This is a genomic window from Photobacterium sagamiensis, assembly GCF_050337085.1.
Classification (GTDB): domain Bacteria; phylum Pseudomonadota; class Gammaproteobacteria; order Enterobacterales; family Vibrionaceae; genus Photobacterium; species Photobacterium sagamiensis.
Genome location: NZ_JAKJSP010000011.1, coordinates 201,973 through 228,155, shown reverse-complemented (window position 1 = coordinate 228,155; position 26,183 = coordinate 201,973). Strand labels below are relative to the sequence as shown.

The following is a 26,183-nucleotide window of genomic DNA, read 5'->3' as shown; positions in this document are numbered from 1 at the left end:
GCAACACTTCTCGAAGTGAATTTTTAGTGCATCAACCTTGGGTGATGCACGAGTGTGCTTGTTTAAAAGAAAACAGTTTATGTCTATTACGGTTGTTTTTATCGGTATCCAGAAAAATGACATGAATTAAAGTTGCATACTATTTGTATTGGGGGATCCGAATAGAGCATTCCCTACCAAGATAGAAAAAGGAAAGGATGCGCAGGTGAATACAACGGTAACAGTTGATAAAGATGAATTTGATGTAGATGCGACGCTATTTATATTCCATCCGGCCCAAGAAAGTGTCTATTTTGAACAGCAGCTCCACCCAGATAGCCCAATGTATAATATTGGTGGTTATCAGGTTATAGATCATCTTTATGATATTCCCATACTGCAACGATCCTGGCGCTGTCTTTGCGAGAAACTTGATTCGCTACGGTTAAATATCGTATTGAGCAGTAATTCGGCTCCTCGCCAGTATGTTGATCCAACATCATTAAAGCCGGTTTTGCTTGAATATCTCGATTTTTCAGATTCGGCTACTGCTCATGATGATGCACAGACATGGATGCAGCATCATTTTGATACGCCGATGGATTATCTAAATGGTGAACGGCACCAAATTGCGCTGTTAAAAATAGCACCTCAAAAGTACTACCTTTTTACCCGGTTTCATCATCTCTTTATTGATGGCTTGGGTCTTTATCGCTTATATGAAAGGCTTCATCAAGTTTATCACTCCATTCGTTGCGGTGAGTCTCTGTCTTGGTTAGATAACTTGCCACAATACCAGGAGCAGGTGATAAATATGTGCGAGTATTTAAACTCTTTTCGTTATCAGAAGGATAAAGCCTACTGGCAGAACTTGCTAACAGGCAATGATGTTACTCGTCTGCCACGTTATTATCACCATTGTGGCAGTAGAGAATACCGGAATGAGTTTTCTGTTTCTTTAGCTGATCGGTTACACCGGTATTGTGAACAAAAAAGTGTTAGCTTGTTGGCTTTACTGACCTCGGTAACGAGCATCTATTTTGGTCAAATATTAGAAAAGAACGAAATACTATTAGGCACAGCGGTTCACGGAAGGCCGAATAAAAAAAGCCGACAGATCGTGGGTATGTTTTCCAATATTATACCTGTGTTATGTAACGTATCGGTTGATATGGCTTTTGTCGATTTCGTTAATCAGGTTAGTACTGAGCTCAAACAGGGATTTCGTCATAGCCGTTTTCCGGCTAGTCACATTGCACGTCTATCTGATAATGAAGCTGGGCATTTATCAGATATTCATGTTTTATTTGAGCAGTTTAAAGACGAGCCTCTAGTCAAGGGCGCTGACTCTGAGTCTATTCATCACATGGAAATTATTCCAATTAGCAGTCAGCATGATACGCAGCCGCTGCAAATTAGGTTAATTGATTACCAGAGTAACCAGAAATTAGCATTAAGAGTTAGCTATTCAAAACGTTACTTTGATAAGAGTGAAATAACGCGGTTAACGGATCGACTGATCAATATGCTCCAAATCGCCATTCAGGATGAGACGGTATTGGTCGGAGATTTACCACTTCTGCTTGACTCTGAAATTGATTCTCAGCTAAAGAGTAACCAGCAAGTTGATCTTGCCTATCCGCAGAGCCAAACACTTCACCGGTTGTTTGAGGCCCAGGCTGAAAAAATGCCAGACAGTGTTGCCCTTTTGTTTGAAGATCAGCAGTTAACTTATGGTGAATTAAATGAGAAGGCCAATCAACTGGCTCAGGCTATCAGGCTGGAGTATCAAAATCTCCGAGAGGAGCCATTAAAAACCGATACTTTGATAGCCCTCTATCTTGATCGCAGTTTGGAGATGGTGGTTACTATTTTAGCTGTGCTTAAAGCGGGAGCTGCTTACCTGCCGATTGATCCTAAAGCACCGCAAGAACGCACGCAGTTTATGCTGCAAGATGCCCAGGCGGCAATTATTTTGACTCAGCAGCACCGGCTGAGTGCACTCGATTGTATCATTAGTCCGCTGAATTTTGCGCCGATACTCATGCCGGTAGATGTCGATGAGGCGACTGCCGGTTTTTCCTCTGAAAATTTGATGTTAGGCAATAAATCTACAGATCTCGCGTATGTGATCTATACCTCCGGTACCACGGGTAAGCCTAAGGGGGTACTGCAACCGCATCAGAATGTGACCCGTTTGTTTGCTACCACCGAGAGTGACTTCCAATTTAATGCGAATGATGTCTGGGTGCTATACCATGCCTACACATTTGATTTTAGTGTATGGGAGTTATGGGGAGCCTTACTGAATGGCGGCGCGTTGGTGATTCCGACCACGGAATCGACTAAGGACTTTTCTCTTTTTATTGGTCTATGTCAGCAGTATCAAGTAACGGTACTCAATCAGACTCCCGCTGCATTTTATTCACTTGCCAATCAGGTAGTAAACAATAATCAATTATGGCCAGATTTACGCTATGTCATTTTTGGCGGTGACAAGCTCAATCTGGCACAGCTGAAACCTTGGTGGGATAAGTATGGAGACCAATGTCCCCGTCTTATTAATATGTACGGCATTACCGAGACAACGGTGCATGTCACCTTTAAAGCCCTCAGCTTAAGTGATGCCCACAGCACTTCACATATAGGGCGTGTACTCAATGATATGCAGGGTTTGATTCTGAATACAGAGTTGAAACCTGTTCCTATTGGTACGTCCGGTGAGCTCTATATTGGCGGTGCAGGTTTAGCTCGAGGTTATCTGAATCGTCCCGACCTAACGGCAGAGCGTTTTATTAATAATCCTTTTGCCAGCAAACTTGACCGGGCAAGAGGCTATAACCGGCTCTATAAAACCGGTGATCTGGTCCGCAGGCTGCCAGATGGAAATCTGGAGTATTTAGGTCGAAATGATTTTCAGGTGAAAATCCGAGGCTACCGGATTGAACTGGGGGAAATTGAAACGGCCTTGGTTGCTTTGAAGCCAGTGAAGCAGGCGGTTGTTATTGACCGCGTGCGTGATGGAAATAAATATCTGGCTGCTTATATTGTGCCTGAAGCTGCAGGTGCGTTTAATCCAGAGCAATTACAAGATGCTCTGTTGTTAACGCTTCCCGATTATATGATCCCGGCGACCTTTACTTGCATGGAACATGTGCCGCTGACAACCAATGGAAAGGTAGACCGACTGCGTTTACCAGAGCCTGAGTTTATTAATACCGATAGCTATCTGGCACCACGCACCGCATTGGAGCGGAAGTTATGTCGTATCTGGCAAAAAGTATTGGGACTGCCGAAAGTCGGGATTCAGGATAATTTTTTCCGTATAGGAGGAGACTCGATTGTGAGCATTGAGCTTATTTCTCTGATGCGCAGAGAAGGGCTGAATGTACAAGTGAAAGAGATTTTTAAGGCTCCGACAGTGGCACAGCTGGCTCTTAGACTTAACAATGGTAAATCAGACGATAAGGTGATTGCTGAGCAAGGGTTATTAACGGGAGAGTTTAATTTATTGCCGATTCAGCAGCGATTTTTTAACAAGAAACTGGCTAATCCCCATCATTGGAATCAGGCCTTTTTTATCAATATTCCGGATAACGTCACTGCCACAGAGCTCACAGAGGTCGTTAGTCAGTTAATTTTGCAACATGATATGTTGCGCTGCCGGTTTCATCACCACAAGGTTGGTATTCGCCAGCGGTATTTTTCTCAGATGAGTGATGTAAATGTAACGCTGCAGAAAATAAATATTGCATCAATGAGTGATTCTGAGTTGAGCGATAAACTGAGTTCGATGCAAAGTGGCTTTGATTATTCAAAGGGGCCTTTGTGGCAGGTTGCTCACCTGACCGGGTATCGTGATGGTTCGGCAAGATTATGGTTTGCCTTTCATCACCTTATTATTGATGTTGTCTCTTGGCGTATTCTTGCTGACGATATACATCACTTATTGACCGGCGGCGAATTGGATCTTAAAACAAGCAGTTACCGTCAATGGGTAAAGGCCGTCTCTGACTATGCCGAAAAACATAATCACGAAGCTTCTTACTGGCAATCTATACAGGAAAACCAGGTTTTACTACCTTCAAATCTGAACAGTCAAACGTATCACTTCTCGCTAACGGCAAGCCTGACTGATTCCCTGCTGCGAGAGGCAAATTTTGGGTATGAAACTGAAATCAATGACTTATTGTTAAGTGCATTAGCGATTGCGCTTAGTCAGTTGTTTGATTCTCCGGTTAATCACATTACGCTTGAAGCCCATGGCAGAGAGAGTATAGATCCATCTCTGGATGTCACCCGTACTCTGGGGTGGTTTACCACCACGTATCCTGTGCGCCTGGTAAATAAAGGAGATATAGCGGAGACCATTACTCATATCAAGCAGATGTTAAGGGATATTCCCAATAAGGGATTAGGTTATGGTGCCCTATGGCAGAATGGCGATTTAGCTGCTATTTCTCTACCTGAAATTAGCTTTAACTACTTTGGACAATTTGATAATCATGATGAATCGCCGGGGTCTGCAAATTGGCAAATAAGCTCGCAAGGGGGCGGTTGCACGATAGCCCAAGAAAACGATGATCGGTTGCTGCTCGATATTAATGGTGTTGTTACCGAGGGGAAGCTTCAATTCAATGTTAAATCGCGCTTGGCTGTAGATAAGAGTAAGAGCCTGATTGAATTTTTTGAGCTGGCGTTAACCGAGATTATTGAAAATGCGAAATCTCAAGCTCTAAATAAAACCGCGATGACAGAAACAAATTCTGCGTCTTTGGCAGAGTATGCATTGCCCGGTAATCGTCAGTGGTACTTTCAACGTAGTAAGGATCTGGAGCGGTGGGGGCCTTGTGTACTTTTTGAATTTGATGACAGTGGTAATTATACTCACAGTATGGAGCAAGCCATTGCGGCTGTTATCGTACATCACGAAGGTCTGCGGATTAATATTATTGGTGATGGCAATGAAAGAAAAGAGCAGATTAAAGCGAACGATAGCTTCGATTGCTTCTGCTATCAAGACTTTTCAGCTATTGCTGAAGATACGTTAGAGAGCAAGATTGCTGAGTTTAGAAATAGCATCAACTTTTCTCAATCGTTAATTCGGTTTCTTTATTGCGACATGGGTAAGGAAAGAAAAGATAAACTCTATATTGTCATTCATCATCTGGTGATGGACCGCTATTCAATATCAGTTTTTTTACGAGATCTATTAGCCGCATTTGATGCGAGTGAAAAAGAACATAACATTGAGCTAACACGTGTCGGATCAACGTTCAGTGACTGGTGCAAAGAGAGCCAGTATTGGCTGAATAGTGAGACGGCTGAAACATGCTTGCAATTTTGGAGCAAAAAGAGGCAACAGCGCGTAACTCCCTTGCCAACCGATTATGAATTCAGTCATGCTCTAAATAGTATTGGTACACGTAGGTCATTTAATAAAAATGTGAGTATTGAACTGACTAATCAACTAAAGAAAAACGCAAATGAAAATGGATTTAATGAATTTTATTTCATTATTACGGCTATCGCAAAAGTGATATCCAACTGGGTTGGTGGTGGTCAGATTTGTTATGAAGAGGTACTAACTGGTAGAGATCATTATGATAACTTAGATTTGTCCGGGACGGTTGGTTGGCTAAACGATTACCTTCCTATTTTTGTTAATCCTGACAATGGCAAACATGGTATAGAGTTAGTGCAATCGGTACGCGAGGCTGTGCTGGAGTGTAAGGAATACAGTATAGGTTTTAACGATCTAAAGTATAAAGCGAGCCATATACAAAGCAGATATGATATCTCTGATCTGTTTTGTCCTGAAATTGATATTAACTATATTCCGGAATCCTTGGCTATCAGCAATAACGTGCATGAGCATAACAAACTCAACCTTGTCAGATACGATGAGATGCTCGGTGATGAGCGGGAAGCAATACACAAACTATCGTGCACAGTATTTTTTAATGAGGGCGCGCTGGTATTTTCTTGGGAGTATGGTGATGAAATCTATAAATTTGAAACGGTCGAACAGCTTTCAGATGCTTGTATTGCTGAGTTAGCTCAGTTAACAGAAGCTTGCGAATCGTGTGACTTTAGCTAAAAAAACTGCTGAAAATCACCGCTACAATAACTGAGCAGAGAGTTTCGTCATTCCAGATCTGTGTTATTCACTAAGGTGCTTAACGTTGATATTTCTTATCTGATCAGCAATGGGATGGCAGACTTCGAGAGCTTCAATTGTATCCTTGTATTAGGAATTTCATTATTGTGACACCTGATTGATAAGGGACTTATAATAAACTTACGTTGTTTTGTATTCGGAAGACTTTGATCGTTTTTGTTAGGTAACCATGAACGATGATGAATTCACTGTCGAAGAGTGGGAAGATGAAGTTCAATGAATTAGATGAAAAAATGCGGGTATACGAAACGGCGCACGATCATTGTGTCTTACCGGAAATGCACATCATTACTCGACTGGATGGACGCTGTTTTACCACGTTGACTAAGGATAAGCATAAGTTTGATGCTCCCTATGATCCTAAATTCAGAGATATGATGCTTGAAACGGTAAAGCACTTGATGCAATGCGGTTTCAAAGTACTTTATGGATATACTTACAGCGATGAAATATCACTGCTTCTTGATGTGAATGATAATACTTTTGAAAGGAAAGAGCGGAAGTTGAACTCCGTTCTGGCAGGAGAGGCAAGCGCAAAATTTAGTCTTTTATTGGGAGCTCTAGGGGTCTTTGATTGTCGGGTTTGCCAACTGCCGAATAGAGAGCTCGTTATCGATTATTTCCGATGGAGAAGCGAAGATGCCTATAGAAACTCATTGAATGCGTATTGTTATTGGACACTCAGGAAGGAAGGCGCATCACCCAAATACTCAGCGGCAACTTTTATTAAAATGTCAGCAGCAGAGAAGACTGAATTTCTTCTTAAAAAAGGAATTAACTTTAATGAGCTTCCAAGCTGGCAAAAACGAGGTATGGGTATTCATTGGGAGTCTTATGAAAAAAAGGCAATCAATCCGATAACAGGTGAGTCCGTGAAGGCCAATAGAAAACGATTGAAGGTTGACCTAGAATTACCGGTAAAAGATCACTACAGCGATTTTATTGGCAATGTGCTTTTAAAAACAAACAGAGATGCATGATAAAGTGAACGGTGATTATTGTGGTCGTTAATTTTATTATAGCAGTCCGCCACAGAGAAATTATTTGGCCTAGTTCAGATAGCAAACCCTAGAAATTAGAATTGGATAATGAATGCGCGCAGAAAAGAGGCTACTGTAAGTAGCCACAGCCTGCTTGTTCACGTTTTATTCTTATCCTTCTTACTCTTTTCCTTTGCTCCATTTTTATTGTTTTGTGCCACTTTTTTATTATCTGTTAATTTTGTTTTTTGAATAGCTTTTTCCTTCTTTGCCACCTTAAACGCTTTTGTTTCTTCATTGGTGGATGGGCTGGCCAATAATCTATTCAAAGCATCAGTGTCACCATATTTAATTACCTTCTTGAGATCCTTAAACTCTTTAGAACCGGGCTTATAGCCCAACTCCTTGGCCAGCAATCCCATACCTTCACCTTCCCCTGGATGCAAACCGCCTTGGATTTCATAGTTAGCCTGTATCGATTCACAATTGGTGCCGGATCCACATTCGGCGTAGGTATCATATTGCTGTTTAGACAAATTGAAGAGCCTGATCCATTTATCGGCATCGCTCAGGCTATCATCTTCTATCACTTTGTCAGCTTGTGAGTTTAAATTATTTGATGAATTTAAATTGAACGTTTCTCGCCATTCATCCCAGGATTGTTGCTTGAAATCGATTGTTTCTTTTTCATCGGCTATGGCGGTAAATGCAACCCCAGATATGGCGAGCAGTATAGCGCAGGATACAGGTCTTATTTTCATCAACTTCCCTCTTGTTGTTCTTATGGAGACTGCAATTCCGTTGATGTAAGTGTAGTCAAAACAACAAGTAAATAGCGAAATTTACATTCTGATCACTGGAGCATAAACAGAGGTCGCAACGACAAAAGGGTAGAATGCTTAAGTAGTACAGGCGCTCAACCTCATCACACCGACATTTCGCCCATTTCCTTAGCGTCGTCGACGGGCTGAGACTCGACAATAACGTCAGCGCTGGTATCTGGTTATGGGCATCGGCTCGGAAATTGGGCTAGAAGAATGCTGGGCTAGGTACTAACTGTTTATCGTTTGGGCACCGAATATTACCCAAAGTGACGCAAGAAGCAGCGTCACTTTCCGTTCATTCTCGCTGATCCGTCTTTGAATCATATTTCAAGGTACTTGAAGCCATCGCATGTTGAGTAAGGGAGCTCGATCTATAGTGGTGGCTTATCATGGATAAATACGTTTTGGTGCGGGGATATTACTGTTATATTGATTAATAGAATCGTGACTATGTAGATCGTGGCGGTTACGAAAAACATTTAGAGTACTTATTATTTAAGTTTATAAAATTATTAAGGATGAATGGTGAAGGAAACTCGATGTGAAAAAATCAATAAAATCAAAGCCGCTTTCATTCGAGTAGGTGATCGTAAAGAGCTTCCTGATATTTCTATGTATGATGTTGCTCATGAAGCAAAAATGTCACCATCTACGGTTTATCATTATTATCCTAATATGAGTGCGCTTATTCTAGATTATCTGGACGATATATTTGATGATTTTACAGAGGTAGTTCGAACCTGTACCGAATCACATCATATAACGCACTGGAAAGATATAAACAGATTTATTCAGAACTCTTTATCCGATTATTGTGATAAAAATAACATTGTGATGAAAATACTGTACACACATCACGCTTATTACGAAGTACGATCTTCTATCGTTGAAAAAGACAATGTATTGGGTGAAGAGATCGAAAAAGTTTATACCGCCTATTTTGAGTTACCTAAACTACCAAAAACACACAATGTGTTTGTGATCGCCTTAGAGGCAAGTGATAGCGTTTACTTCTCTCGAAATATGGGGTTAGAAAGTACATCTATTAGTGCTGAATCAATTATTGTTGCTGAATCTTATCTATCTCACTACCTGCCAGATTACTTACCAAGAGTTCCTTCCGTGCATGATGGATCCCTGATAACCGCCAGGTGAGTTTTGAGAAAGCCTGCAAGTTCAGTGTTTGGCGGTTTCTGGGATGACGGACTTCGACTGTTTTAATCAATCATCTTCACTGTGTTTAGCTACTAGTTGTTAGTTAAAAGAATGAAGGGTATTCAATCAAAGAATACCCCCAATAGCTCCCATTTTACTTATGGGACTCAGGTGATTATTTACGTCTTGTATCTAGAAATTGTCTTAACTGTCCTTCGGTATATTGGCGAAGGGATTCATTTGCGTCGCGTAAACGTGGATAAAGTAACCAGGCTAATAAGCCGCGTTGAGTGTGTAAGCGGTTTTCAGCTTCTTGAAAAACGATAGAACGGGTTGGGTGATCCATGACTTCACTAGTAATTTCAATATCTCGGTTAGCAGGCAGGCAATGTAGCGCTTTACAGTGTGCCGGTGCTCTGTTTAGCATGTCCATATTGAGTTGATACCTTGGCATAAACGCTTCCATTCGATCTGTTTCTTCATCTTCATAACCGTAATAGGTCCATACGTCTGGGATAATAAAGTCAGCATCTTTAATCGCATCGTCGACATCATCGGTAACGACTAAGGTTCCGCCTGTAATAGCCATTTTATTATTTATCTTCTGTTGTTCCTGCTCAGACATTGAGTAACGTGTTGGTGAAGCGACAGTGTATCGCAAGCCAAGGGTGGCACACATGTGCCCCGTCTCTTTACTCATAATGCCTGTGTCTTCCCGAGAATCACCAACAAAAACAACATGGATGTCTTCCAATTTTTTACCTTCAGGTAAATGCTCTGTCATGGTAAAGAAATCACAGATACCTTGTGTTGGGTGATTATAGTAAGTCATGGCATTAAACAATGGGATTGTAGAGTGTTCTGCTAGATTCAGCAGCGTTGTATGCTCCTTACTTCTGTACATAATACCGTGACACATACTAGATAGGATTTTGGCGGTATCTTTAATCGCTTCGTGTGAGCCAAAGTGAATTTCTCCAGGTTTTAGATATAAAGCGTGTCCACCAAGATCAGTCATTGCCGTTTCAAACGAAACTCGAGTACGAGTAGAAGGCTCTTCAAAAATCATCGCTAATGAAGCACCTTTTAAGATCTGCGGAACTGCTCCTTGCATATCCGCTTCTTTTAGCATGCGGATAGTTTCAAATACATCCAGCATCTCCTGTTTTTGTAGATCAATCGTATCCAGTAAGTGTGTTACTTCACCGGTTGTTCTTGTATTGGCATGCATATCGGATTCCTTAAATTATTTTTTATGTGCAAGTTCTGAAGTTCAAAAAAATAATAAATAGGAAATGAAAGAGAAAATCATGGGTGTTTCAAATATCGACTTTTCGGGAGCTAAAAGAGGACAATTTGTGAATTAGTACACACAAGAATCACCGTCTTTTCAAGGAGGATCGATAAGTGATACTGGTCATAGTTTAGCAAGGTTTCAGCTGATTAAGTATAGGGGTAAATAATTGAAAAAGACTTAATGGTGAAAGGTGAAATATGTCTAAAAAACTTAAAACAACCCCATTAACGGATAATTTCAGAATGCCGGGTGAGCATGAATCACAGGAAGCGATTTGGATCGCCTGGCCTGAAAGAACGGATAGTTGGCAGTGGGGAGCCAAACTGGCTCAAACGGCATTTGTAGAAGTCGCATGTGCCATCGCGGAAGAAACGCCGGTAAACATGATTGTTTCAGCCGGACAGTATGAAAATGCCAGACAGCAGCTTCCATCTCATATTCGTGTGGTCGAGATGACCACCAATGATTCTTGGATGCGTGATATGGGGCCTACCTATGTGATCAATACGTTCGGTGAGCGCCGAGGGGTTGACTGGCAATTTAACGCTTGGGGAGGGTTGCTTGATGGTTTGTATTTTCCTTGGGACGCAGATGATGCGATTGCTAGAAAAGTGTGTGAATTCCACGGGGATGATTTATATCGAGCGCCATTTGTGCTTGAGGGAGGATCCATTCACGTTGACGGAGAAGCAACGGCTTTTACAACAGAAGAGTGTCTTTTGCATTCGAGCCGAAATCCTGAGCTTAGCAAGGAACAGATAGAAGAGCATTTAAAGGAATATTTAAATGTCGAAAAAGTAATCTGGTTACCAAATGGATTATATAACGATATTGATACCAATGGTCATGTCGATAATCTGATACATATTGCCAGACCCGGGGAAGTGATATTGTCCTGGACGGATGATGAAAACGATCCCCAATATGATATATCTCGTCAAGCGCTCGATGTACTTGAGTCTGTTACTGATGCCAAAGGCCGCAGGTTAGAAATTCACAAGCTACCGATACCGGGGCCTCTCTATATCACGGAAGATGAATCTGATGGCTTTGATAGTTGCGAAGGAATGGATCGCTGCGCCGGAGTCAGACTGGCTGGCAGTTATGCGAATTTCCTTATTACGAATAACAGAATTATTTATCCGTTATTAGATGAATCTAAAGATGAGTTTGTTAAAGAAAAACTAAAGGAGATATTTCCACAACACACAATAGTGGGGGTTAATGCGAGAAATATTTTATTAGGTGGAGGGAACATCCACTGTATTACACAACAAATTCCCGCGATCTAAATGGTTGTGTTGTTAACTAAAACTTGTCATGGTGCTTTGTCGTATGGTTAATCATTCAAAGCACCCCAAATAAGCCAAGGAGCTTGTTATGGTTATAGAAAACAAGGCGAAATTAGGGCTTGTGAGTATTATACTCTTTGTCCTGTCGGGGTTGATCGGTATTGACGGATTAGCCCCTGCTGCAGCTGTCGGGCCTTCTGTTTTTGGTTGGTGGGCAGTTGTTATCTTACTTTTTGTTATTCCATATGTTTTTATTGTGTGCGAACTAGGCTCAGCGTTTCCCGGTGAAGGGGGAATTTACGAATGGACATATCGCGGGCTAGGCGCGAAAAATGCCGCTCGGGTAAGTTGGTATTACTGGATTAACGTTCCCTTCTGGATCCCATCTGTATACCTTATTTGTTCCGGTATGATAGCAGAGCTGTTTTTTCCTGATATGAGCACGTGGGCGATGATTGCAATTGCCATTGTTTTAGTATGGTTAACCGTTTTCACCGCCAATGCTTCATTGAATATGGGAACGATGATTAATGCTTTGGGTGGTTTGTCAAAAGTGGCGATCATTATTGCCTTCGCAGTGGGGGGATATATGCTTATTGCCGATCAGGGAGGTGTGGTCAATGAGCTGACCCTGGAAAGCATGAAGCCTTCGATGGAAGCATCGTTTATGTATGCGCCAACATTAATATATATGTTTGTTGGTGTGGAAACGATTGCCTGTATGGGATCTAACATTCGTAATCCTCAGAGAAATTTACCTCTTGGAATACTCATAGCCGTAAGCATTATTGTTGTGTTGTATTGGGTCGCGACATCAACAATGATTAGTGCACTTCCACTAGAAGAGTTATCTCTGGTTGGGGGGATTGTTCAAACATTCAATGTACTTTTTGGTAATAGCGGTGTCGGTCAGTTCATTACAATGTGCCTATCTCTGTTAGCGATTGTTGGTTTATTTACTTATATTATCCCTTGGGTTATGGCCTCGTCCCGTGCAGCAGCTGAAGCGGCAAGTAACGGTGAAATGCCCGCAGTATTTGCAAAAAAGAATAAGCACGGTTCGCCCTATGGGGCAAATATGATGACTGGTTATGTTGCGACGTTGGCGCTTATTGTATATGGCTTCATGGCAGGAAGTGCTGATGAGTTATTCTGGTCATTGTTCTCTTTTGCAAACTTCCTACTATTTATAACCTATTTCTTTTTCTTTGCTACATTTATAAAATTGAGACAGAAAGAACCAGATGTACATCGTCCATTTAAAGTGCCAGGTGGTAATAGAATGGCGGTTTTAGTTGCGATTCTACCTTCCATTATTCTGTTCTTTGGTTGTTTGCTTTTTGTATTCCCTGACATTTTACTGGGCAGTATCGACTGGGATTACTCATCTCCCACATTCATTGCAATTGTTATTGCTTTGGTACTCATCGAGTATAGTCTTATTAAAATGAGTAGTAATAAAGAAGCCATTCCTGAGGAATTAAATTAAAGGGTGATAAATTAATTAGTGTTCGATAACTAACTGTTCAGCAGAGAAAAAAGGCCAGATGCAATGATGCCCTGGCCTTAAGTAACTAGCGAGTATGTTACTTATACTCAGCTTCTTTTACTCGAATTTTGCTTTTCGCTATGCTAGTACCGTTAAGAGCAGAAACTGCAGTATTCGCTTCATCGTCTTCAGGCATTTCAACGAAAGCAAATCCCTTAGATTTTCCCGTTTCCTGGTCTAATACCAGGTTACAAGATCCAACTGTACCGTGAGCTTCAAAGATAGCCTTTAGTTCAGCTTCAGTTGTTGTGCGTGCAAGGTTTCGAACTAATAGTTTCATGGGTAGCCGTCTTCTTAGAAAGTGAATGTAGTGTACTTTGCGACGGATTATCACAGAACAAGTGAGGTAAACCAAGCAGTGACTACCTTAGTTCGCCTCACTGGATGAAATATCTGCAGCGTTCTCATTAACACATATGAACCATCGTACTATAAAGATAAGCAGACGGCAGAGTAAGAGGGGGCCGATACCCCCTCAGTCAGAACTTGATTAAGCGCAGATCTTGACGCTAACGGGTGATGAAGAACGGATCATTACAGCCATCGCCAGAATAACGGCGACCACACCATAACTGACTTGTGACCACGATTCGACATGACCGTTAGCATGATTGACCATCAGTACCATGACTGGGATCAGGTAGGTATAAGCAGAAACCTGTACTGGAGTTAGAGCAACACATGCTTGCTGGAATAAAAAGAAGCTCAGTGCAGTCGCGAAGACGGCCAGATAAGCTATGCCCAACCAGACTTCAGAGGAAATTGCACTCCAATCCGTTGCCAGCAATGTTGTGCCAGTACCGAGTGTCAAAACTGCGGTGGCACAAATGAGCGTCCAGCATGTCATAGAAATAAAAGATTCGCCTCGATATAACGCTTTTGCGGCGATGGGGTTCAGTGCCATCGCAAAACAACCAAACAGGTAAATCTTATTTGATGAAGTCAGCGATATCGACGCCACTGCAGATAAATCACCGCGAAAGATAATTAATCCAGCCCCCAGCATTCCGCCCATTAGCGCAAATGAAATGCTAAGCGATGTACTGCGTTTAAATACAATGGTTGCCAAAATTGCACTCATCAGTGGTACCGTGGTGTATAGCGCACTGGTATCCAATGCGCTGGTATCACGCAGGGCAATAAACATTGTGACAAAGTATGTTAGCGAAGGTAGGCAGATCAGGGTATAGCGTCCTAAACCCTTTAAGGTCGGCAATCGAAATTGGCCTTTACTAACTAGCAAAGCAATAAACAATAAACTGGCCAGTAAATAACGCATCCAGGTTACGACCAGCGGGTTAAGTTCTGCAGTAATGTAGCTGCCTATGGGGAAAGACAGGCTGATGAGCGCAGTGAATGCCAGTAGCTTCAAGTGCGCCAAATAGTTTGGTTTCATGTCAATATACTTAATGGTTCAAGCAGGGGAAGTCGATGGTTTACTCAGAGATAACTAGTAGCCAACAAGAAAAAGAAGCCACTATAAAGAAATTAGGCATTAATACAATGGCTCGTTTCATTAATAGACTCCTTCCGCTGTTGCTGTTTCTTCGCCTAGCGTGGTGAGTAAGTCAGCTAAGAGGCTGGATGCGCCAAAGCGATAATGTTTACTGGTTACCCATTCGGCCCCTAGAATACGGTTTGCTGTCTCTATGTACAATTTAGCCTCTTCAGTCGTCTTCACGCCGCCAGCCGCTTTAAATCCAACACGATCTTTTACGCCCATTTCATTGATGGTGGTTAACATAATCTCAGAAGCTTCAAGAGTGGCGTTAACACGGACTTTACCGGTTGAGGTTTTGATAAAATCGGCACCGGCTTCAATAGATATTTCTGTTGCGCGACGGATGTAGTCTTCAGTTTTAAGTTCACCTGACTCGATGATCACTTTAAGAGGGATAACACCACACAGTTGTTTACAGCGACGAACAAGCTCAAAACCAATCTTGCTATTACCTGCCATCAACGCACGATAAGGGAATACAACATCAACTTCATCGGCACCGTAGGCGATGGCAGCTTTGGTTTCCGTCAGTGCAATGTCGATATCATCATTGCCGTGGGGGAAGTTAACCACGGTAGCAATTTTAATCTTTCCGGTGCCTTGCTTGTTGAGCTGTTTACGTGCAATGGGAACAAACCGAGGGTAAACACAAACGGCAGCTGTGTTTCCGAACGAAGTGTTCGCTTTTTTACATAATTCAATTACTGTTTCATCACTATCATTATCGTTGAGTGTTGTAAGATCCATTAATTTAATTGCTTGAATAGCAACATGAGATAAATCATTCATGATTGATCGCCTTTATTTAAGAGGTAATTTTGTATTTGAAAAGAGAGGAGGTATAAAAGGGGCCTAAGCCCCTAGGAAAAATAGCTTACATTGCTAGTGAGATGAAAATTCCCGCTATAGCGGCACTCATTAGATTCGAGCAGCTTGCGGCGATCAGTGTTCTCACACCATACTTGGCAATGAAATCAACACGAGATGGGCAAAGTGTACCTAAGCCACCGATTAAGATCCCCATTGATGCTAAGTTAGCAAACCCACAAAGTGCAAAGCTGATGATTACTTTTGATTTATATTCAAGTAGATGCAAACCAGCGGCAGCAACAGTTTCAGCATCTTTTAGGTATGGAGATAAATCACTGTAGGCAACAAACTCATTGACGATGATTTTCTTACCTATCATTGAACCAGCAATGTAAATATCTGCTGCGGGTACACCAAGTAAGAAAGCTAATGGTGAGAATAGCCAACCAAGAATGATCTCAAGCGATAGCTCCATGCCGACTAAACCGCTTGCACCACCTAAGATAGTATTGACTAATGTGACCAGGCCAATCATTGCAATTAACATCGCCCCAATTGCTGCAGCAAGCTTTAATCCACTTGCAGCTCCTTCACCTGCGGCTGCTAGCACATTCTCAGGCTTATCACCGTCAAAATGAGTATTATGATCGATGGTATATGTCGTCTTTGTTGTCTCAGGTATGATCAATTTGGCAAATAATACACCGCCAGGGGCTGCCATAAATGATGCCGCAAGGAGATATTGCATATCTACCCCCATCATGGCATAACCGGCTAAAACCGTACCTGATACTGATGCCATACCGCCACACATTACGGCAAAGAATTCAGAATCACTCATCTTTGGCATGTATGGCTTAACAACCAGCGGCGCTTCGCTCTGTCCGACAAAAACGTTTGATACTGCAGACATGGATTCCGTCTGAGATGTTCCCAGAATTTTCGCCATCCCCCCACCAATGATGCGAATGACGTATTGCATAACACCTAAGTAATACAGTACCGAGATTAGTGCTGAAAAGAAGACCACCAGAGGGAGAACATTCAGTGCAAACACAAAACCGATGCCATCAACAGAGAAATTAACCAAATTGCCGAAGAGAAAATGAATCCCAGCTTTACCGCTATCTAATACCGCATGTACGCCATTTGACATTGCGTTCAATACGCTACGACCTGCTGGAACATACAGTACAAATGCTCCTATCATCATTTGTAACGCAAGCGCTGCCCCAACAGTGCGGAACTTAATTGCTTTACGGTTGGTTGACGCCGCAACGCCGATCCCAACCAATGTAGCCATTCCTAAAAAACCAACAGCAAACATAATTACTCCTTTAAACTATATTTGGTTAATAGTGTGATTTCATGAATGCTTTAATGAGTTTGATAAAGTCAGCTTCGGCTAATTTGGCACATTTAAGCGTTTGAGCATGGGATAGTTCGACATCTCCAAGACCTTCTGCCATGTTGGTGATCGCACAGATTGCAAGTACTGGCAGGCTACAATGTGCTGCAGCAATCACTTCAGGGACAACCGACATTCCGACAACATCACCGCCGATAATTTGCATCATGCGAATTTCTGCGGCGGTTTCGAAATTTGGACCTGTGTATGAAACAAACACTCCTTGGTTGGTCGTGACCCCTTCAGTTTCTGCCACGGCAAAGGCTTCTGCGCGCAAGCTCTTATCATAAGCATTGGCCAGGCTAAAGAAACGAGGACCATATTCGTCATCATTTTTACCGGTCATTGGTGATTCCGGCATGGTGTTAATATGGTCATGGAAGATAACCAGAGAGCCAACATCGATACGTTCAGGGCGTAATGAACCAGCCGCATTGGTCACTAACAGGAAATCACAACCCAGCTTTTTGAAGGTACGAACAGGCGTTGTCATGACTTTCATGCTTTGATGTTCGTAATAGTGACCTCGACCTTTCATACATACCACTTCAATGCCATTCATTGTGCCGAGTACCAGCTCACCAGAATGACCTTCAACGGTGCTCACTGGGAAACCATCGAGTTCTTCATAAGGTATTGTGATTTTATCTTCCATTTCATCAGCTAAGATACCGAGCCCAGACCCCAAAATGAATGCGGCTTTAGGCTGAAAACCAGGCTTACGCTCTAAAATCGTTGCAAGGGCATTTTTAACAGGATCGTTTTTCATTTCTCTACGCCTTTTATTATGTTTCACGGTTAGGGCTTTACTTTACTACCCACTTCATCCTGAAAAAATCGCTATAAATAGCATGTTCGTTAGTAAAAAAAGCATGATGAAAATACCTGTAATGCGAGATTGATCATTGAACTTAGAAAACACGAGAGAAAGATGTTAAGTGAATCACGTTGATAGGATATCGAACATGCAAAAATAACAAGAAAATGAATGAGTCTATGATTCTGGTTATTTCAGATGGTCAGAGATGACATTGACGAGCATAGAAGGTAGTGATGAAGAGTTTTGTTTCCGAGGGGCGTATTACATTAAAAATGTTACGTTATTTTTATGAGGTCGCTAAAGTTGAGCACTTTGGACAAGCGGCAAAGGTACTGAATATTACCAAGTCACCACTCAGTGCAAAGATAAAAGAGCTAGAAGACATACTTGGTCACGAATTGTTTACCAGAGACTCCAGAAATGTTGAATTAACAAAGGTTGGTAATCAACTCAGAAATGAATGCACTCGTCTATTCGAAATGATCGATAATTCACTGAACAGTGTAATAAAATCTGGTCGAGAGCAAAAAAACATAATTAATATTGGTTTAGTCAGCTCTGTCTTTTATGCTGGATTTGGAAGTGCTTTGAAGAGGTTTAAAAAGCAGTATCCTAACTATCATTTCAACTTCATAGAGCTGGCACCAAAACAGCAAAAGAAAAGTTTGTTAGATAAAAGTATTGATGTAGGTCTTTCACGCTCTGCTGATTCATTCAATATACATCCTTTATCATCAGAGATTGTATTTAAGGAAAATATGTGTGTTGCGGTATCGGATGAGCATCAATTCAAGGACCGAAAGCTAGTCTCTATTTCAGAACTTGAGAATGAAGAGTTTGTTTTTCTGGATACTTGCAATTCAGCATCAGCTGAAATGTTTATCAATACTTGTCTGGCTGAAGGTTACCATCCAAGAATCGTTCAAGAAGTGATTGAGCCTAGTACGATAATGGCAGTCGTTGCTACCAGTGATCTTATCTCCATTGTGCCAACAAGCTTTAGCCACAATAAATGGGACAATGTCAGGTTTATTCGATTAAAAGAGAATTTGCCAGCAGATTTGTGTGCTCTCTATGACCGAAGAAATAACTCGCCCATCGTATCTCACTTCATTGAGATGATTAGAAGTCAATTTTCTCAGTAAGCATATAAACAACTATCTATGAGGCATGCCGACAAGAGGTATGCCGACCATGAACAGCATGTGTTCTATCCATATCCCGAAAGATTTGGTATAACGCCAGACAATCCAAATGGTACTTAGGGCTATTGCAGTGAGTGCCGGGCGGAACAACCTGTATGGTTTTTCCGTATTATGTCAGCAATTTTAGGTTTTTAATGCAGTTATATAAACAAGATGCTGTTGAATGGTTGTCTACACTCCCGGATGGGAGTGTGGATTTATTCATCACAGATCCACCCTACGAATCACTGGAAAAACATAGATCGATTGGTACAACGACACGCCTGAAAGTGAGTAAGGGGTCGAGTAATCAGTGGTTTACAATCTTTCCAAACGAAAGGTTCGAAGAATTTCTGGCACAGGTTTACAGGGTTTTAAAGAAGAATAGTCATTTCTATTTATTCTGTGACCAGGAAACAATGTTTTATATAAAGCCAATAGCAGAGCAACTCGGCTTTAAGTTCTGGAAGCCCATTGTCTGGGACAAAGTCGCCATCGGCATGGGCTATCACTATAGAGCAAGGTATGAGTTCATTCTCTTCTTTGAAAAAGGGAAAAGAAAACTCAACAACCTTGGCATTCCCGATGTGTTAGAGCACAAAAGAGTATATCGGGGTTATCCAACGGAGAAACCGGTCGCTTTGATCGAAACGCTGATTGAACAAAGCAGCTCTGTGGGTGATGTCGTCGTTGATCCGTTTTTTGGTTCGGGAGCGACATTGATTGCTTCAAGTAATTTAAAACGGACAGCTTGGGGCAGTGATGTTTCTGACGATGCTCACGAGTACCTTAGGCAGCGTCTTATAAAAATTGCATAAACACTCTGATAGGTAATTCAGCATGGTTAGCCCCCCTGCACCTGAATACCTAGTACCTTGACTCATTAATTATGATTGATTGAACAGATTAGTTTTTTTTATCGATGAAGCCAAACCGTCGTCATCCTCGAAATCGCTTAATGCTGATCTTTCATTATCGATTGGATTTACAGTAGCGATTATCGGGGATCCTCAGTCTACTGAACCTTCCGTGTATGATGGATCCCTGATAACCGCCAGGTGAGTTTTGAGAAAGCCTGTAAGTTCAGTGTTCGGCGGTTTCTGGGATGACGGAGTTCGACTGTTTTAATCAATCATCTTCACTGTGTTTAAGTACAAGTTAAGCAGGGTCTTGGTTATAATTGCCCATTAGCTTGGTTTATACCCGCACTTCAGGCGGAACCACTTTTTGGGCGATACGTTTTAGAAAAGTATAAATTCGCTTAAAGCTCTCCAGGATCGTCATTTCCATGCGCACAGCTTCGATCTGGTCCTTACTTATTTTTGCCAGATCTTTGCTTTGAATATCCATAGCCTGCTTGATAAGGCTGTCTATCTCCTGTTTCATATTAATTACGTCATTGGCAGCATTTTGATCATCGTTTTTGACTGCTTGTATCGTTGCTACAACGGCATCAATAAGTTGCTCGCCAAGTTTAGAATGGAGATGTTTCATGGTGTCGCTGGGTTGAATGTTCTCATCAATAGCACGGTAGGTCAGATTGGTAAGGTCATATTCAATCACATCACCAATACTCTCAAATTCATCGGCAGTGATCATTGCTCGTTCTATATCGGCACTTTCTTGTTCCGTAAGGGGCTGCTGGCGTAGTGAAGCAAGATAACGTAGCACGTCACTTTCGAGTATATCGATTTTATCGTCCATTTCCCGGACTTTCTCTAATTTGTTACGGTCGCGGTTTAATGCACCTAAGCGAAACTCGATTAGCATACGATGAACGATTTCTCCCATGCGAGCAATTTCGAGCTGTACTCGTTGCAGGGCCAAGGCTGGAGTCTCGATAAGTGAATCGTCCAGGTATTTGGGGCGAATGATTTCTTTTTCGAACTCTTTTTTATGTGGTATCAGCCATATGACAAGTTTTGCCAGATAATTGGTAAAACTAATGAATATCATTGTGTTGACTATGTTGAAGAGGGTATGGGCATTGGCAATCTGACGCGGGACTTCTGCGGCCAGTCGTGTAGCGCCTTCCAGTTCGGGATGAATTGGTGAGATATTTACCACCCATCCAGATAACATTGAAACGAAAGGCAGCCAGATGATGACGCCGCCAACGTTGAAAAGCAGGTGTACACATGCGGCACGCAGTGCTTCCCGTGATTTACCAAGTGCGGCCAGCAGGGCGGTGATACAGGTGCCAATATTTGAGCCGAAAGCCAGGAGAATACCGGCTTCTAGGCTAATTAACCCTTGGCCGGCCATGGTGATGACGATAGCAGTTGCGGCTGATGAGGATTGTACCAGAGCGGTAAACAGGGCACCGGCCAGGATGGCGAGTATAGGCCGAACCATCATGTTCATCAGATCGAGAAAAGGCTCATAGTTACGAAGTGGATACATCGCATCGCCCATCAGTCCCATGCCGAAAAAAATCATCCCGAGGCCCATTAACATGCTGCCGTAGTGTTTAATACGCTCTTGCTTGGCAGTAAATAACATGAGAAAGCCAAAGGCGATCATCCAAAGGGCGGCTTCTTGGATTTTGAAAGCGACAATCTGGGCGGTGATGGTGGTGCCGATATTGGCTCCCATTATAATGCCAATGGACTGAGCCATGGTCATCATGCCTGCCGAGACGAATCCCACCACGAGAACAGTAGTGATAGATGATGACTGAACAACCGCGGTGACAAATGCCCCCGTCAAAGCACCGGTAAACCGGTTGCGGGTTAACTTAGCCAGTAGATTTTTCATTTGATCGCCGAGCGCTGACTTTAGGGCATCGGACATCTGATCCATACCAAAAAGAAACATGGCCAGGCCGCCAAACAATCCCATGGACATTTCCCCCCAGCTAATTGATCCGGAGGTTTCTTCACTGGCGAAAGTTGTAGTGGCGAATAACAGGAAGAAGCTAGCCCATAGCAGAACAGATATATTGGGAAATAGCTTGATAATATTGGTGAGAAAGCGATTTCTGTTCAAGGGCAGTTCCTCCGGAGTATTTTGATTTTTTGGAGAACTCTTGCTCTGTAATAATAGCTTAATAATAGAACGTTGCTGCTTCGATAGGATGTGGATGTATGTGAAAGTGTTGGATTTTATCCTAAAACGCCGTGTGTACAGTGTGGTTATTGGCGGAACAAAGAGGCTATGTTTATTCCAGTGTATTTAAAGCAATTACGCTGACAGTGCATTCAAGTTTAGACGCGGAGTCAGCATTAAGCGCATTGAAAGAGTTTAAGTCAACAGGCTCTGAAATCTAGCGACTAAAAGTATCGAGCAGCCGTTAAGACTTCTCCTCACGAATTGAAACACCTTGAAATTAAGATTGTGGTTAAAAAATACACACTGTTCTCAAATTTCCATAAAAATCATGTGGAAATGCCTCCTTCATCTACACTTGACTTTGTAAATATTAAGTTACATTTCGTAAGATTATGTAACAAAGAATGAGCAGTGTGAGTAAATGAGGTTCGTTATGGACAATGGATTATTGGCTGTACGATGCTTGTGTTTTGCCTTTGCGGCTATGATTTGCACGGTATTATTATCGTGGCCGACGACGGTTAGTGCTGAACCCAAAGCATTGATTATGAAACCCTTTGAACAATTAAGTGATGAAAGTAAGGAGTGTGCTGCCTGTCATAAAGAAAAAAACCCATCCATTTACGCCCAGTGGGGGCGTTCTAAGCACTATGGTGCCAATGTCGGTTGCTATGAATGCCATAAGGCAGATCCCGGTGATAAAGATCTGATCACGCATGAAGGTGTTGATATTTCAGTGATTGTTTCACCCAAAGATTGTAGCCAATGCCACAATCAGGAAGTCGATCAGTTCTCGAAGAGCCATCATGCCAAAGCTGGGCAAATTATCGGATCGTTAGATAACTTCCTTGCCGAAGTGGTTGAAGGCGCTTTAACCATGAATGGCCAGTCACCTGTCGCAGTGAATGGTTGCTGGCAGTGCCATGGTTCAGAAGTCAAAGTGCTGGAAAATGGTGATCTGGATCCGACCACTTGGCCAAATACCGGTATCGGTCGAATCAACCCTGATGGTTCGGTGGGGGCTTGTACAGCATGCCACCAGCGACATGAGTTCGACATGGTGCAGGCTCGTCGTCCGGAAGCGTGCGGTAAATGCCACCTTGGCCCTGATCATCCGCAAAAAGAAGTCTATGAAGAGTCGAAGCATGGCATTAACTTCTATGCGCATGTTGATCGCATGAATTTGGATTCTTCAAAATGGATTGCTGGTGAAGATTATGATGCTGCGCCAACGTGTGCCACTTGCCATATGTCGGCTACCCGTGAATTAGCCGTGACTCATGATGTAGGCGATCGTATTTCGTGGACATTGCGCCCGGCGATTTCTGAGAAGATCGATGCGAAAGATCTGGCATCCGGTAAAGAAACCAAATCGTGGGAAGCGCGTCGTGCTGATATGCAAAACGTATGTCAGTCGTGTCATACCAAGTCGATGATCGATAATTTCTATATTCAGTTTGATTCCTTGGTTGAGCTTTATAATGAAAAGTTTGCCCGTCCGGGTAAAACATTAATGGCGACGCTGAAGAAGGAAGGGATGCTGACTGAAACCGGCTTTGATGAAGAGATTGAGTGGACCTGGTTCTACCTCTGGCATCATGAAGGTCGCCGGGCTCGTCACGGTGCAGCAATGCAGGCACCTGACTATGTGCAGTGGCATGGTATGTACGAAGTCGCTGAACGCTTCTATATCGAGATGGTACCTCAGTATCTAGAAACGGTTGAGAAGGCTGAGCACAATGGTAATGCTGAAGGCGCGAAACGTGCTCGCCAGGTGTTGCAGGATATTCTCGACAAGCCTGAACATGCCTGGTTCAGCGGTAAAGAACCTGAGTCAGTGAAAAAGGCACGGAAAGAAGCCCAAGCAGCCTTTAAAGCCCGCTATTTAGGTGAAAGCAAGTAATTATCCGGGGAGGTCGGCGCAAGCTGACCTGACTCCTAAGTGAGGAACGATGGGAGATGAATTAACTCGGACGCAACGCTTGTGGCGATGGCTGAAAAAACCGCTGCTGCTGGGTATACCAATTGGTATCTTCTTAGCACTGTTGGCGGTGGGAGCGTTTCAGGGTGTGATGGTTGCGTCCAATCAAAATGCATTCTGTTTTAGCTGCCACCTCAGCATGGATACCATCGTACAGGAATACAAGGCATCCCCGCATTACCGGAGTGATGATGAAGTACTTGCGACCTGTGCAGATTGCCATGTACCCCATGGGTTTATCGATAAGATGAAGGTGAAAATTGCTGCGACAGCAGACATCTATCATATGATGGTGGGTACGATTAATAAGGAGAATTTCGAGCAGCACCGACCCAGACTGGCGAAAATGGTGTGGGAAGATATGTTAGCCAATGATTCTGAAGCTTGTCGGTCTTGCCATGTCGACGATAAATTCGATTTGAGCAAGCAGCCCCAGCGAGCAAGGCTGAATCATGAACAGATGGAGAGTCGTGGTGAAACTTGTATTAATTGTCATACAGGGATTGCCCATAAACGGATTACTTTGGAATAAAGGAGCTGTTGACTAAAAGGGCTGCGCCAGGTGCGCAGCCTTTTTATTATGGGTGAAGGGGGTTACCAGCAGTTTGGTTGCGTGCTGTGGTGAATGAATATACTGTTATATTATGCCGATTGGTATTAAGCACTGGCAAAAACGGTTTTACATTTACAAGCAGGGAATTGCGATGAAATTAAACTGTGACATGGGTGAAAGCTATGGGCCCTGGGACATGGGGAATGACAAGGTGGTCATGCCATGGATCGATATGGCGAACATCGCTTGTGGCTTTCATGCATCCGATCCCGACATTATGGCTCAGACCGTCGAGTGGGCCCTTGCACATGGCGTCTTGATAGGCGCTCATCCCGGTTATGACGATAAAGTGGGCTTTGGGCGTCGTAGTATTCCTCATTCATTATCTTCGATTACTCAGCTGGTGGCTTATCAGGCCGGTGCATTGAACGGGATTTGCCAGTTGCAAGGCAGCCAGATTGCTTATGTGAAGCCTCACGGTGCGTTGTATAACGATATGATGGCTGATCAAGCAATATTTGAAGCGGTTGTGAAAGCCATTGCGGGTTTAAATTACGGCATTCACGGGGGACTGCCTGCAGTACAGGAGTCAGCCATTAAACTCATGATCCTGGCGAAGGCAGATACTTCTAGATATAAAGCGACGGCGGAGCACTACCAGGTTGAGTTGTTGTTAGAGGCTTTTGCGGATCGTGCCTACGATGCTAACGGCTTGCTGGTACCAAGATCACAACCCAATTCGGTTTATCATGATCCTGAACAGATAAAGCAACAAGTGATCCTGCTTAATCGGGGTTTTGTCATAACAGCTGATGGCGATAAGTTGTCACTCAAAGCCGATACCGTGTGTGTGCATGGTGATAATGATGAATCAATCGCTATGATTGCTTCCCTGCATAAGGTGCTGAATCCATGATCAGGATTGAGCCTGTATCTGAAACTTGCCTGATGATCTATTTCGGCGATCAGATAGATCCCCGGCTTACTCTGCGTATTGCCCAAGTTTCCCATGCGATTGAACAAGGTTTTCCCGATCAGGTTATCGAAGTCATTCCCTCTTATACGTCGATTTTGATCCAGTATCATCCGCTTAAGATCAGTTTCAATACGCTACAATCGCAAATCGAAAGCTGGATCGTGCAACAAGATCATCGGCCACCAGTGAGATCGGGCAAAACGATCACCCTGCCTGTTTATTATGAGCCGGAGGTCGGTCCTGATTTGTTATCTGTCGCGGAGTGCCATGGTTTAACGCCTCGGCAAGTTATTGAGCGCCATAGCCAGCAAAGCTATACCGTGTGTGCGATAGGTTTTGCACCGGGGTTTGCGTTTCTGGCATCGGTTGATACCGCCATTGCAACGGCAAGACATAAAGAGCCACGGGTGAACATTCCCGCTGGCAGTGTGGGTATTGCCGATCGGCAAACGGCGGTCTATCCCGATGATTCTCCCGGAGGCTGGCAAATTATCGGTAACTGTCCATTGTCTCTGTTTTCACCCACGGCCAGCCCTATGACACCATTTGAAGTTGGCGATATGGTTCAGTTTGAATCCATAGACAGAAATGCATTTTTACAGCAGGGAGGGGTCATTTGGCCGCACTGGAAGTAATTCGTGC

The 26,183-nt window shown here is 42.9% G+C and carries 19 protein-coding genes; 11 read left to right on the top strand and 8 right to left on the bottom strand.

Features of this window, described 5'->3' with window-relative positions; all coding sequences use genetic code 11:
* Nucleotides 1-205: 205 nt before the first annotated feature.
* Nucleotides 206-6,079 (top strand): amino acid adenylation domain-containing protein, encoded by a 5,874-nt coding sequence (locus L4D76_RS02025; protein WP_428439259.1) that lies wholly within the window; start codon nt 206-208, stop codon nt 6,077-6,079.
* A gap of 287 nt (nt 6,080-6,366) precedes the next feature.
* Complete coding sequence (locus tag L4D76_RS02020) at nt 6,367-7,140, top strand: tRNA(His) guanylyltransferase Thg1 family protein (RefSeq protein WP_428439258.1); 774 nt, start codon at nt 6,367-6,369, stop codon at nt 7,138-7,140.
* 158 nt (nt 7,141-7,298) lie between these two features.
* Here the strand turns inward: L4D76_RS02020 and L4D76_RS02015 are convergent, their stop codons facing one another.
* Nucleotides 7,299-7,901 carry a hypothetical protein gene (locus tag L4D76_RS02015; protein ID WP_428439257.1) on the bottom strand — a complete coding sequence of 201 codons (603 nt, stop codon included), beginning with the start codon at nt 7,899-7,901 and terminating at the stop codon, nt 7,299-7,301.
* Nucleotides 7,902-8,486: 585 nt separating this feature from the next.
* Here L4D76_RS02015 and L4D76_RS02010 point away from each other — a divergent pair.
* Nucleotides 8,487-9,119: a TetR/AcrR family transcriptional regulator gene (locus tag L4D76_RS02010; RefSeq protein ID WP_428439256.1), complete on the top strand. Its 633-nt coding sequence runs from the start codon at nt 8,487-8,489 to the stop codon at nt 9,117-9,119.
* 175 nt (nt 9,120-9,294) lie between these two features.
* Here the strand turns inward: L4D76_RS02010 and argF are convergent, their stop codons facing one another.
* Nucleotides 9,295-10,350 (bottom strand): ornithine carbamoyltransferase, encoded by a 1,056-nt coding sequence (gene argF, locus L4D76_RS02005; RefSeq protein WP_428439255.1) that lies wholly within the window; start codon nt 10,348-10,350, stop codon nt 9,295-9,297.
* A 263-nt stretch (nt 10,351-10,613) separates the two neighbouring features.
* Here argF and aguA point away from each other — a divergent pair, with 263 nt between their 5' ends.
* Both aguA and L4D76_RS01995 read left to right on the top strand, forming a co-directional pair.
* Complete coding sequence (gene aguA / locus L4D76_RS02000) at nt 10,614-11,708, top strand: agmatine deiminase (RefSeq protein WP_428439254.1); 1,095 nt, start codon at nt 10,614-10,616, stop codon at nt 11,706-11,708.
* Between the two features lie 88 nt (nt 11,709-11,796).
* Nucleotides 11,797-13,197, top strand: a complete 1,401-nt coding sequence (locus tag L4D76_RS01995) for an APC family permease (RefSeq protein WP_428439253.1) — start codon at nt 11,797-11,799, stop codon at nt 13,195-13,197.
* Between the two features lie 97 nt (nt 13,198-13,294).
* On the opposite strand, the gene L4D76_RS01990 is transcribed toward L4D76_RS01995, so the two are convergent.
* From L4D76_RS01990 to xapA, 5 genes are all read right to left on the bottom strand, one after another.
* Nucleotides 13,295-13,537: an RNA recognition motif domain-containing protein gene (locus L4D76_RS01990; protein WP_428439252.1), complete on the bottom strand. Its 243-nt coding sequence runs from the start codon at nt 13,535-13,537 to the stop codon at nt 13,295-13,297.
* A gap of 210 nt (nt 13,538-13,747) precedes the next feature.
* Entirely contained in the window at nt 13,748-14,653 is a 906-nt protein-coding gene (locus L4D76_RS01985; protein ID WP_428439251.1) for a DMT family transporter, read from the bottom strand.
* 120 nt (nt 14,654-14,773) lie between these two features.
* Nucleotides 14,774-15,547: a deoxyribose-phosphate aldolase gene (gene deoC, locus L4D76_RS01980; RefSeq protein ID WP_428439250.1), complete on the bottom strand. Its 774-nt coding sequence runs from the start codon at nt 15,545-15,547 to the stop codon at nt 14,774-14,776.
* Nucleotides 15,548-15,632: 85 nt separating this feature from the next.
* Complete coding sequence (locus tag L4D76_RS01975) at nt 15,633-16,898, bottom strand: NupC/NupG family nucleoside CNT transporter (protein ID WP_428439329.1); 1,266 nt, start codon at nt 16,896-16,898, stop codon at nt 15,633-15,635.
* 22 nt (nt 16,899-16,920) lie between these two features.
* Entirely contained in the window at nt 16,921-17,745 is an 825-nt protein-coding gene (gene xapA, locus L4D76_RS01970) for a xanthosine phosphorylase (RefSeq protein WP_428439249.1), read from the bottom strand.
* A gap of 284 nt (nt 17,746-18,029) precedes the next feature.
* On the opposite strand from xapA, the gene L4D76_RS01965 reads away from it, so the two are divergent.
* Both L4D76_RS01965 and L4D76_RS01960 read left to right on the top strand, forming a co-directional pair.
* Nucleotides 18,030-18,941: a LysR family transcriptional regulator gene (locus L4D76_RS01965; RefSeq protein WP_428439248.1), complete on the top strand. Its 912-nt coding sequence runs from the start codon at nt 18,030-18,032 to the stop codon at nt 18,939-18,941.
* 194 nt (nt 18,942-19,135) lie between these two features.
* The gene (locus L4D76_RS01960) at nt 19,136-19,798 is read left to right on the top strand and encodes a DNA-methyltransferase (protein WP_428439247.1); all 663 of its coding nucleotides are present in this window, start codon (nt 19,136-19,138) and stop codon (nt 19,796-19,798) included.
* 379 nt (nt 19,799-20,177) lie between these two features.
* Here L4D76_RS01960 and L4D76_RS01955 read toward each other — a convergent pair whose 3' ends face one another.
* Nucleotides 20,178-21,968: a Na/Pi cotransporter family protein gene (locus tag L4D76_RS01955; RefSeq protein WP_428439246.1), complete on the bottom strand. Its 1,791-nt coding sequence runs from the start codon at nt 21,966-21,968 to the stop codon at nt 20,178-20,180.
* 496 nt (nt 21,969-22,464) lie between these two features.
* Between L4D76_RS01955 and L4D76_RS01950 the strand changes: the two genes are divergently transcribed.
* From L4D76_RS01950 to pxpB, 4 genes are all read left to right on the top strand, one after another.
* Complete coding sequence (locus tag L4D76_RS01950; protein ID WP_428439245.1) at nt 22,465-23,934, top strand: multiheme c-type cytochrome; 1,470 nt, start codon at nt 22,465-22,467, stop codon at nt 23,932-23,934.
* 49 nt (nt 23,935-23,983) lie between these two features.
* The gene (locus L4D76_RS01945; RefSeq protein ID WP_428439244.1) at nt 23,984-24,544 is read left to right on the top strand and encodes a NapC/NirT family cytochrome c; all 561 of its coding nucleotides are present in this window, start codon (nt 23,984-23,986) and stop codon (nt 24,542-24,544) included.
* A 172-nt stretch (nt 24,545-24,716) separates the two neighbouring features.
* A complete protein-coding gene (locus L4D76_RS01940; protein ID WP_428439243.1) occupies nt 24,717-25,481 on the top strand; it encodes a 5-oxoprolinase subunit PxpA in 765 nt (254 codons plus the stop codon).
* Complete coding sequence (gene pxpB, locus L4D76_RS01935) at nt 25,478-26,176, top strand: 5-oxoprolinase subunit PxpB (protein ID WP_428439242.1); 699 nt, start codon at nt 25,478-25,480, stop codon at nt 26,174-26,176. Before L4D76_RS01940 ends, pxpB begins: the two co-directional genes overlap by 4 nt.
* The last annotated feature ends 7 nt before the right edge of the window (nt 26,177-26,183 follow it).

Bases quoted from the DNA above. Each gene is read 5' to 3' on its own strand.
- L4D76_RS02020 (WP_428439258.1), top strand. From the start codon at position 6,367: ATGAAGTTCAATGAATTAGATGAAAAAATGCGGGTATACGAAACGGCG.
- L4D76_RS02015 (WP_428439257.1), bottom strand. From the start codon at position 7,901: ATGAAAATAAGACCTGTATCCTGCGCTATACTGCTCGCCATATCTGGG.
- L4D76_RS02010 (WP_428439256.1), top strand. From the start codon at position 8,487: ATGGTGAAGGAAACTCGATGTGAAAAAATCAATAAAATCAAAGCCGCT.
- argF (WP_428439255.1), bottom strand. From the start codon at position 10,350: ATGCATGCCAATACAAGAACAACCGGTGAAGTAACACACTTACTGGAT.
- aguA (WP_428439254.1), top strand. From the start codon at position 10,614: ATGTCTAAAAAACTTAAAACAACCCCATTAACGGATAATTTCAGAATG.
- L4D76_RS01995 (WP_428439253.1), top strand. From the start codon at position 11,797: ATGGTTATAGAAAACAAGGCGAAATTAGGGCTTGTGAGTATTATACTC.
- L4D76_RS01990 (WP_428439252.1), bottom strand. From the start codon at position 13,537: ATGAAACTATTAGTTCGAAACCTTGCACGCACAACAACTGAAGCTGAA.
- L4D76_RS01985 (WP_428439251.1), bottom strand. From the start codon at position 14,653: ATGAAACCAAACTATTTGGCGCACTTGAAGCTACTGGCATTCACTGCG.
- deoC (WP_428439250.1), bottom strand. From the start codon at position 15,547: ATGAATGATTTATCTCATGTTGCTATTCAAGCAATTAAATTAATGGAT.
- xapA (WP_428439249.1), bottom strand. From the start codon at position 17,745: ATGAAAAACGATCCTGTTAAAAATGCCCTTGCAACGATTTTAGAGCGT.
- L4D76_RS01965 (WP_428439248.1), top strand. From the start codon at position 18,030: ATGAAGAGTTTTGTTTCCGAGGGGCGTATTACATTAAAAATGTTACGT.
- L4D76_RS01960 (WP_428439247.1), top strand. From the start codon at position 19,136: ATGCAGTTATATAAACAAGATGCTGTTGAATGGTTGTCTACACTCCCG.
- L4D76_RS01950 (WP_428439245.1), top strand. From the start codon at position 22,465: ATGGACAATGGATTATTGGCTGTACGATGCTTGTGTTTTGCCTTTGCG.
- L4D76_RS01945 (WP_428439244.1), top strand. From the start codon at position 23,984: ATGGGAGATGAATTAACTCGGACGCAACGCTTGTGGCGATGGCTGAAA.
- L4D76_RS01940 (WP_428439243.1), top strand. From the start codon at position 24,717: ATGAAATTAAACTGTGACATGGGTGAAAGCTATGGGCCCTGGGACATG.
- pxpB (WP_428439242.1), top strand. From the start codon at position 25,478: ATGATCAGGATTGAGCCTGTATCTGAAACTTGCCTGATGATCTATTTC.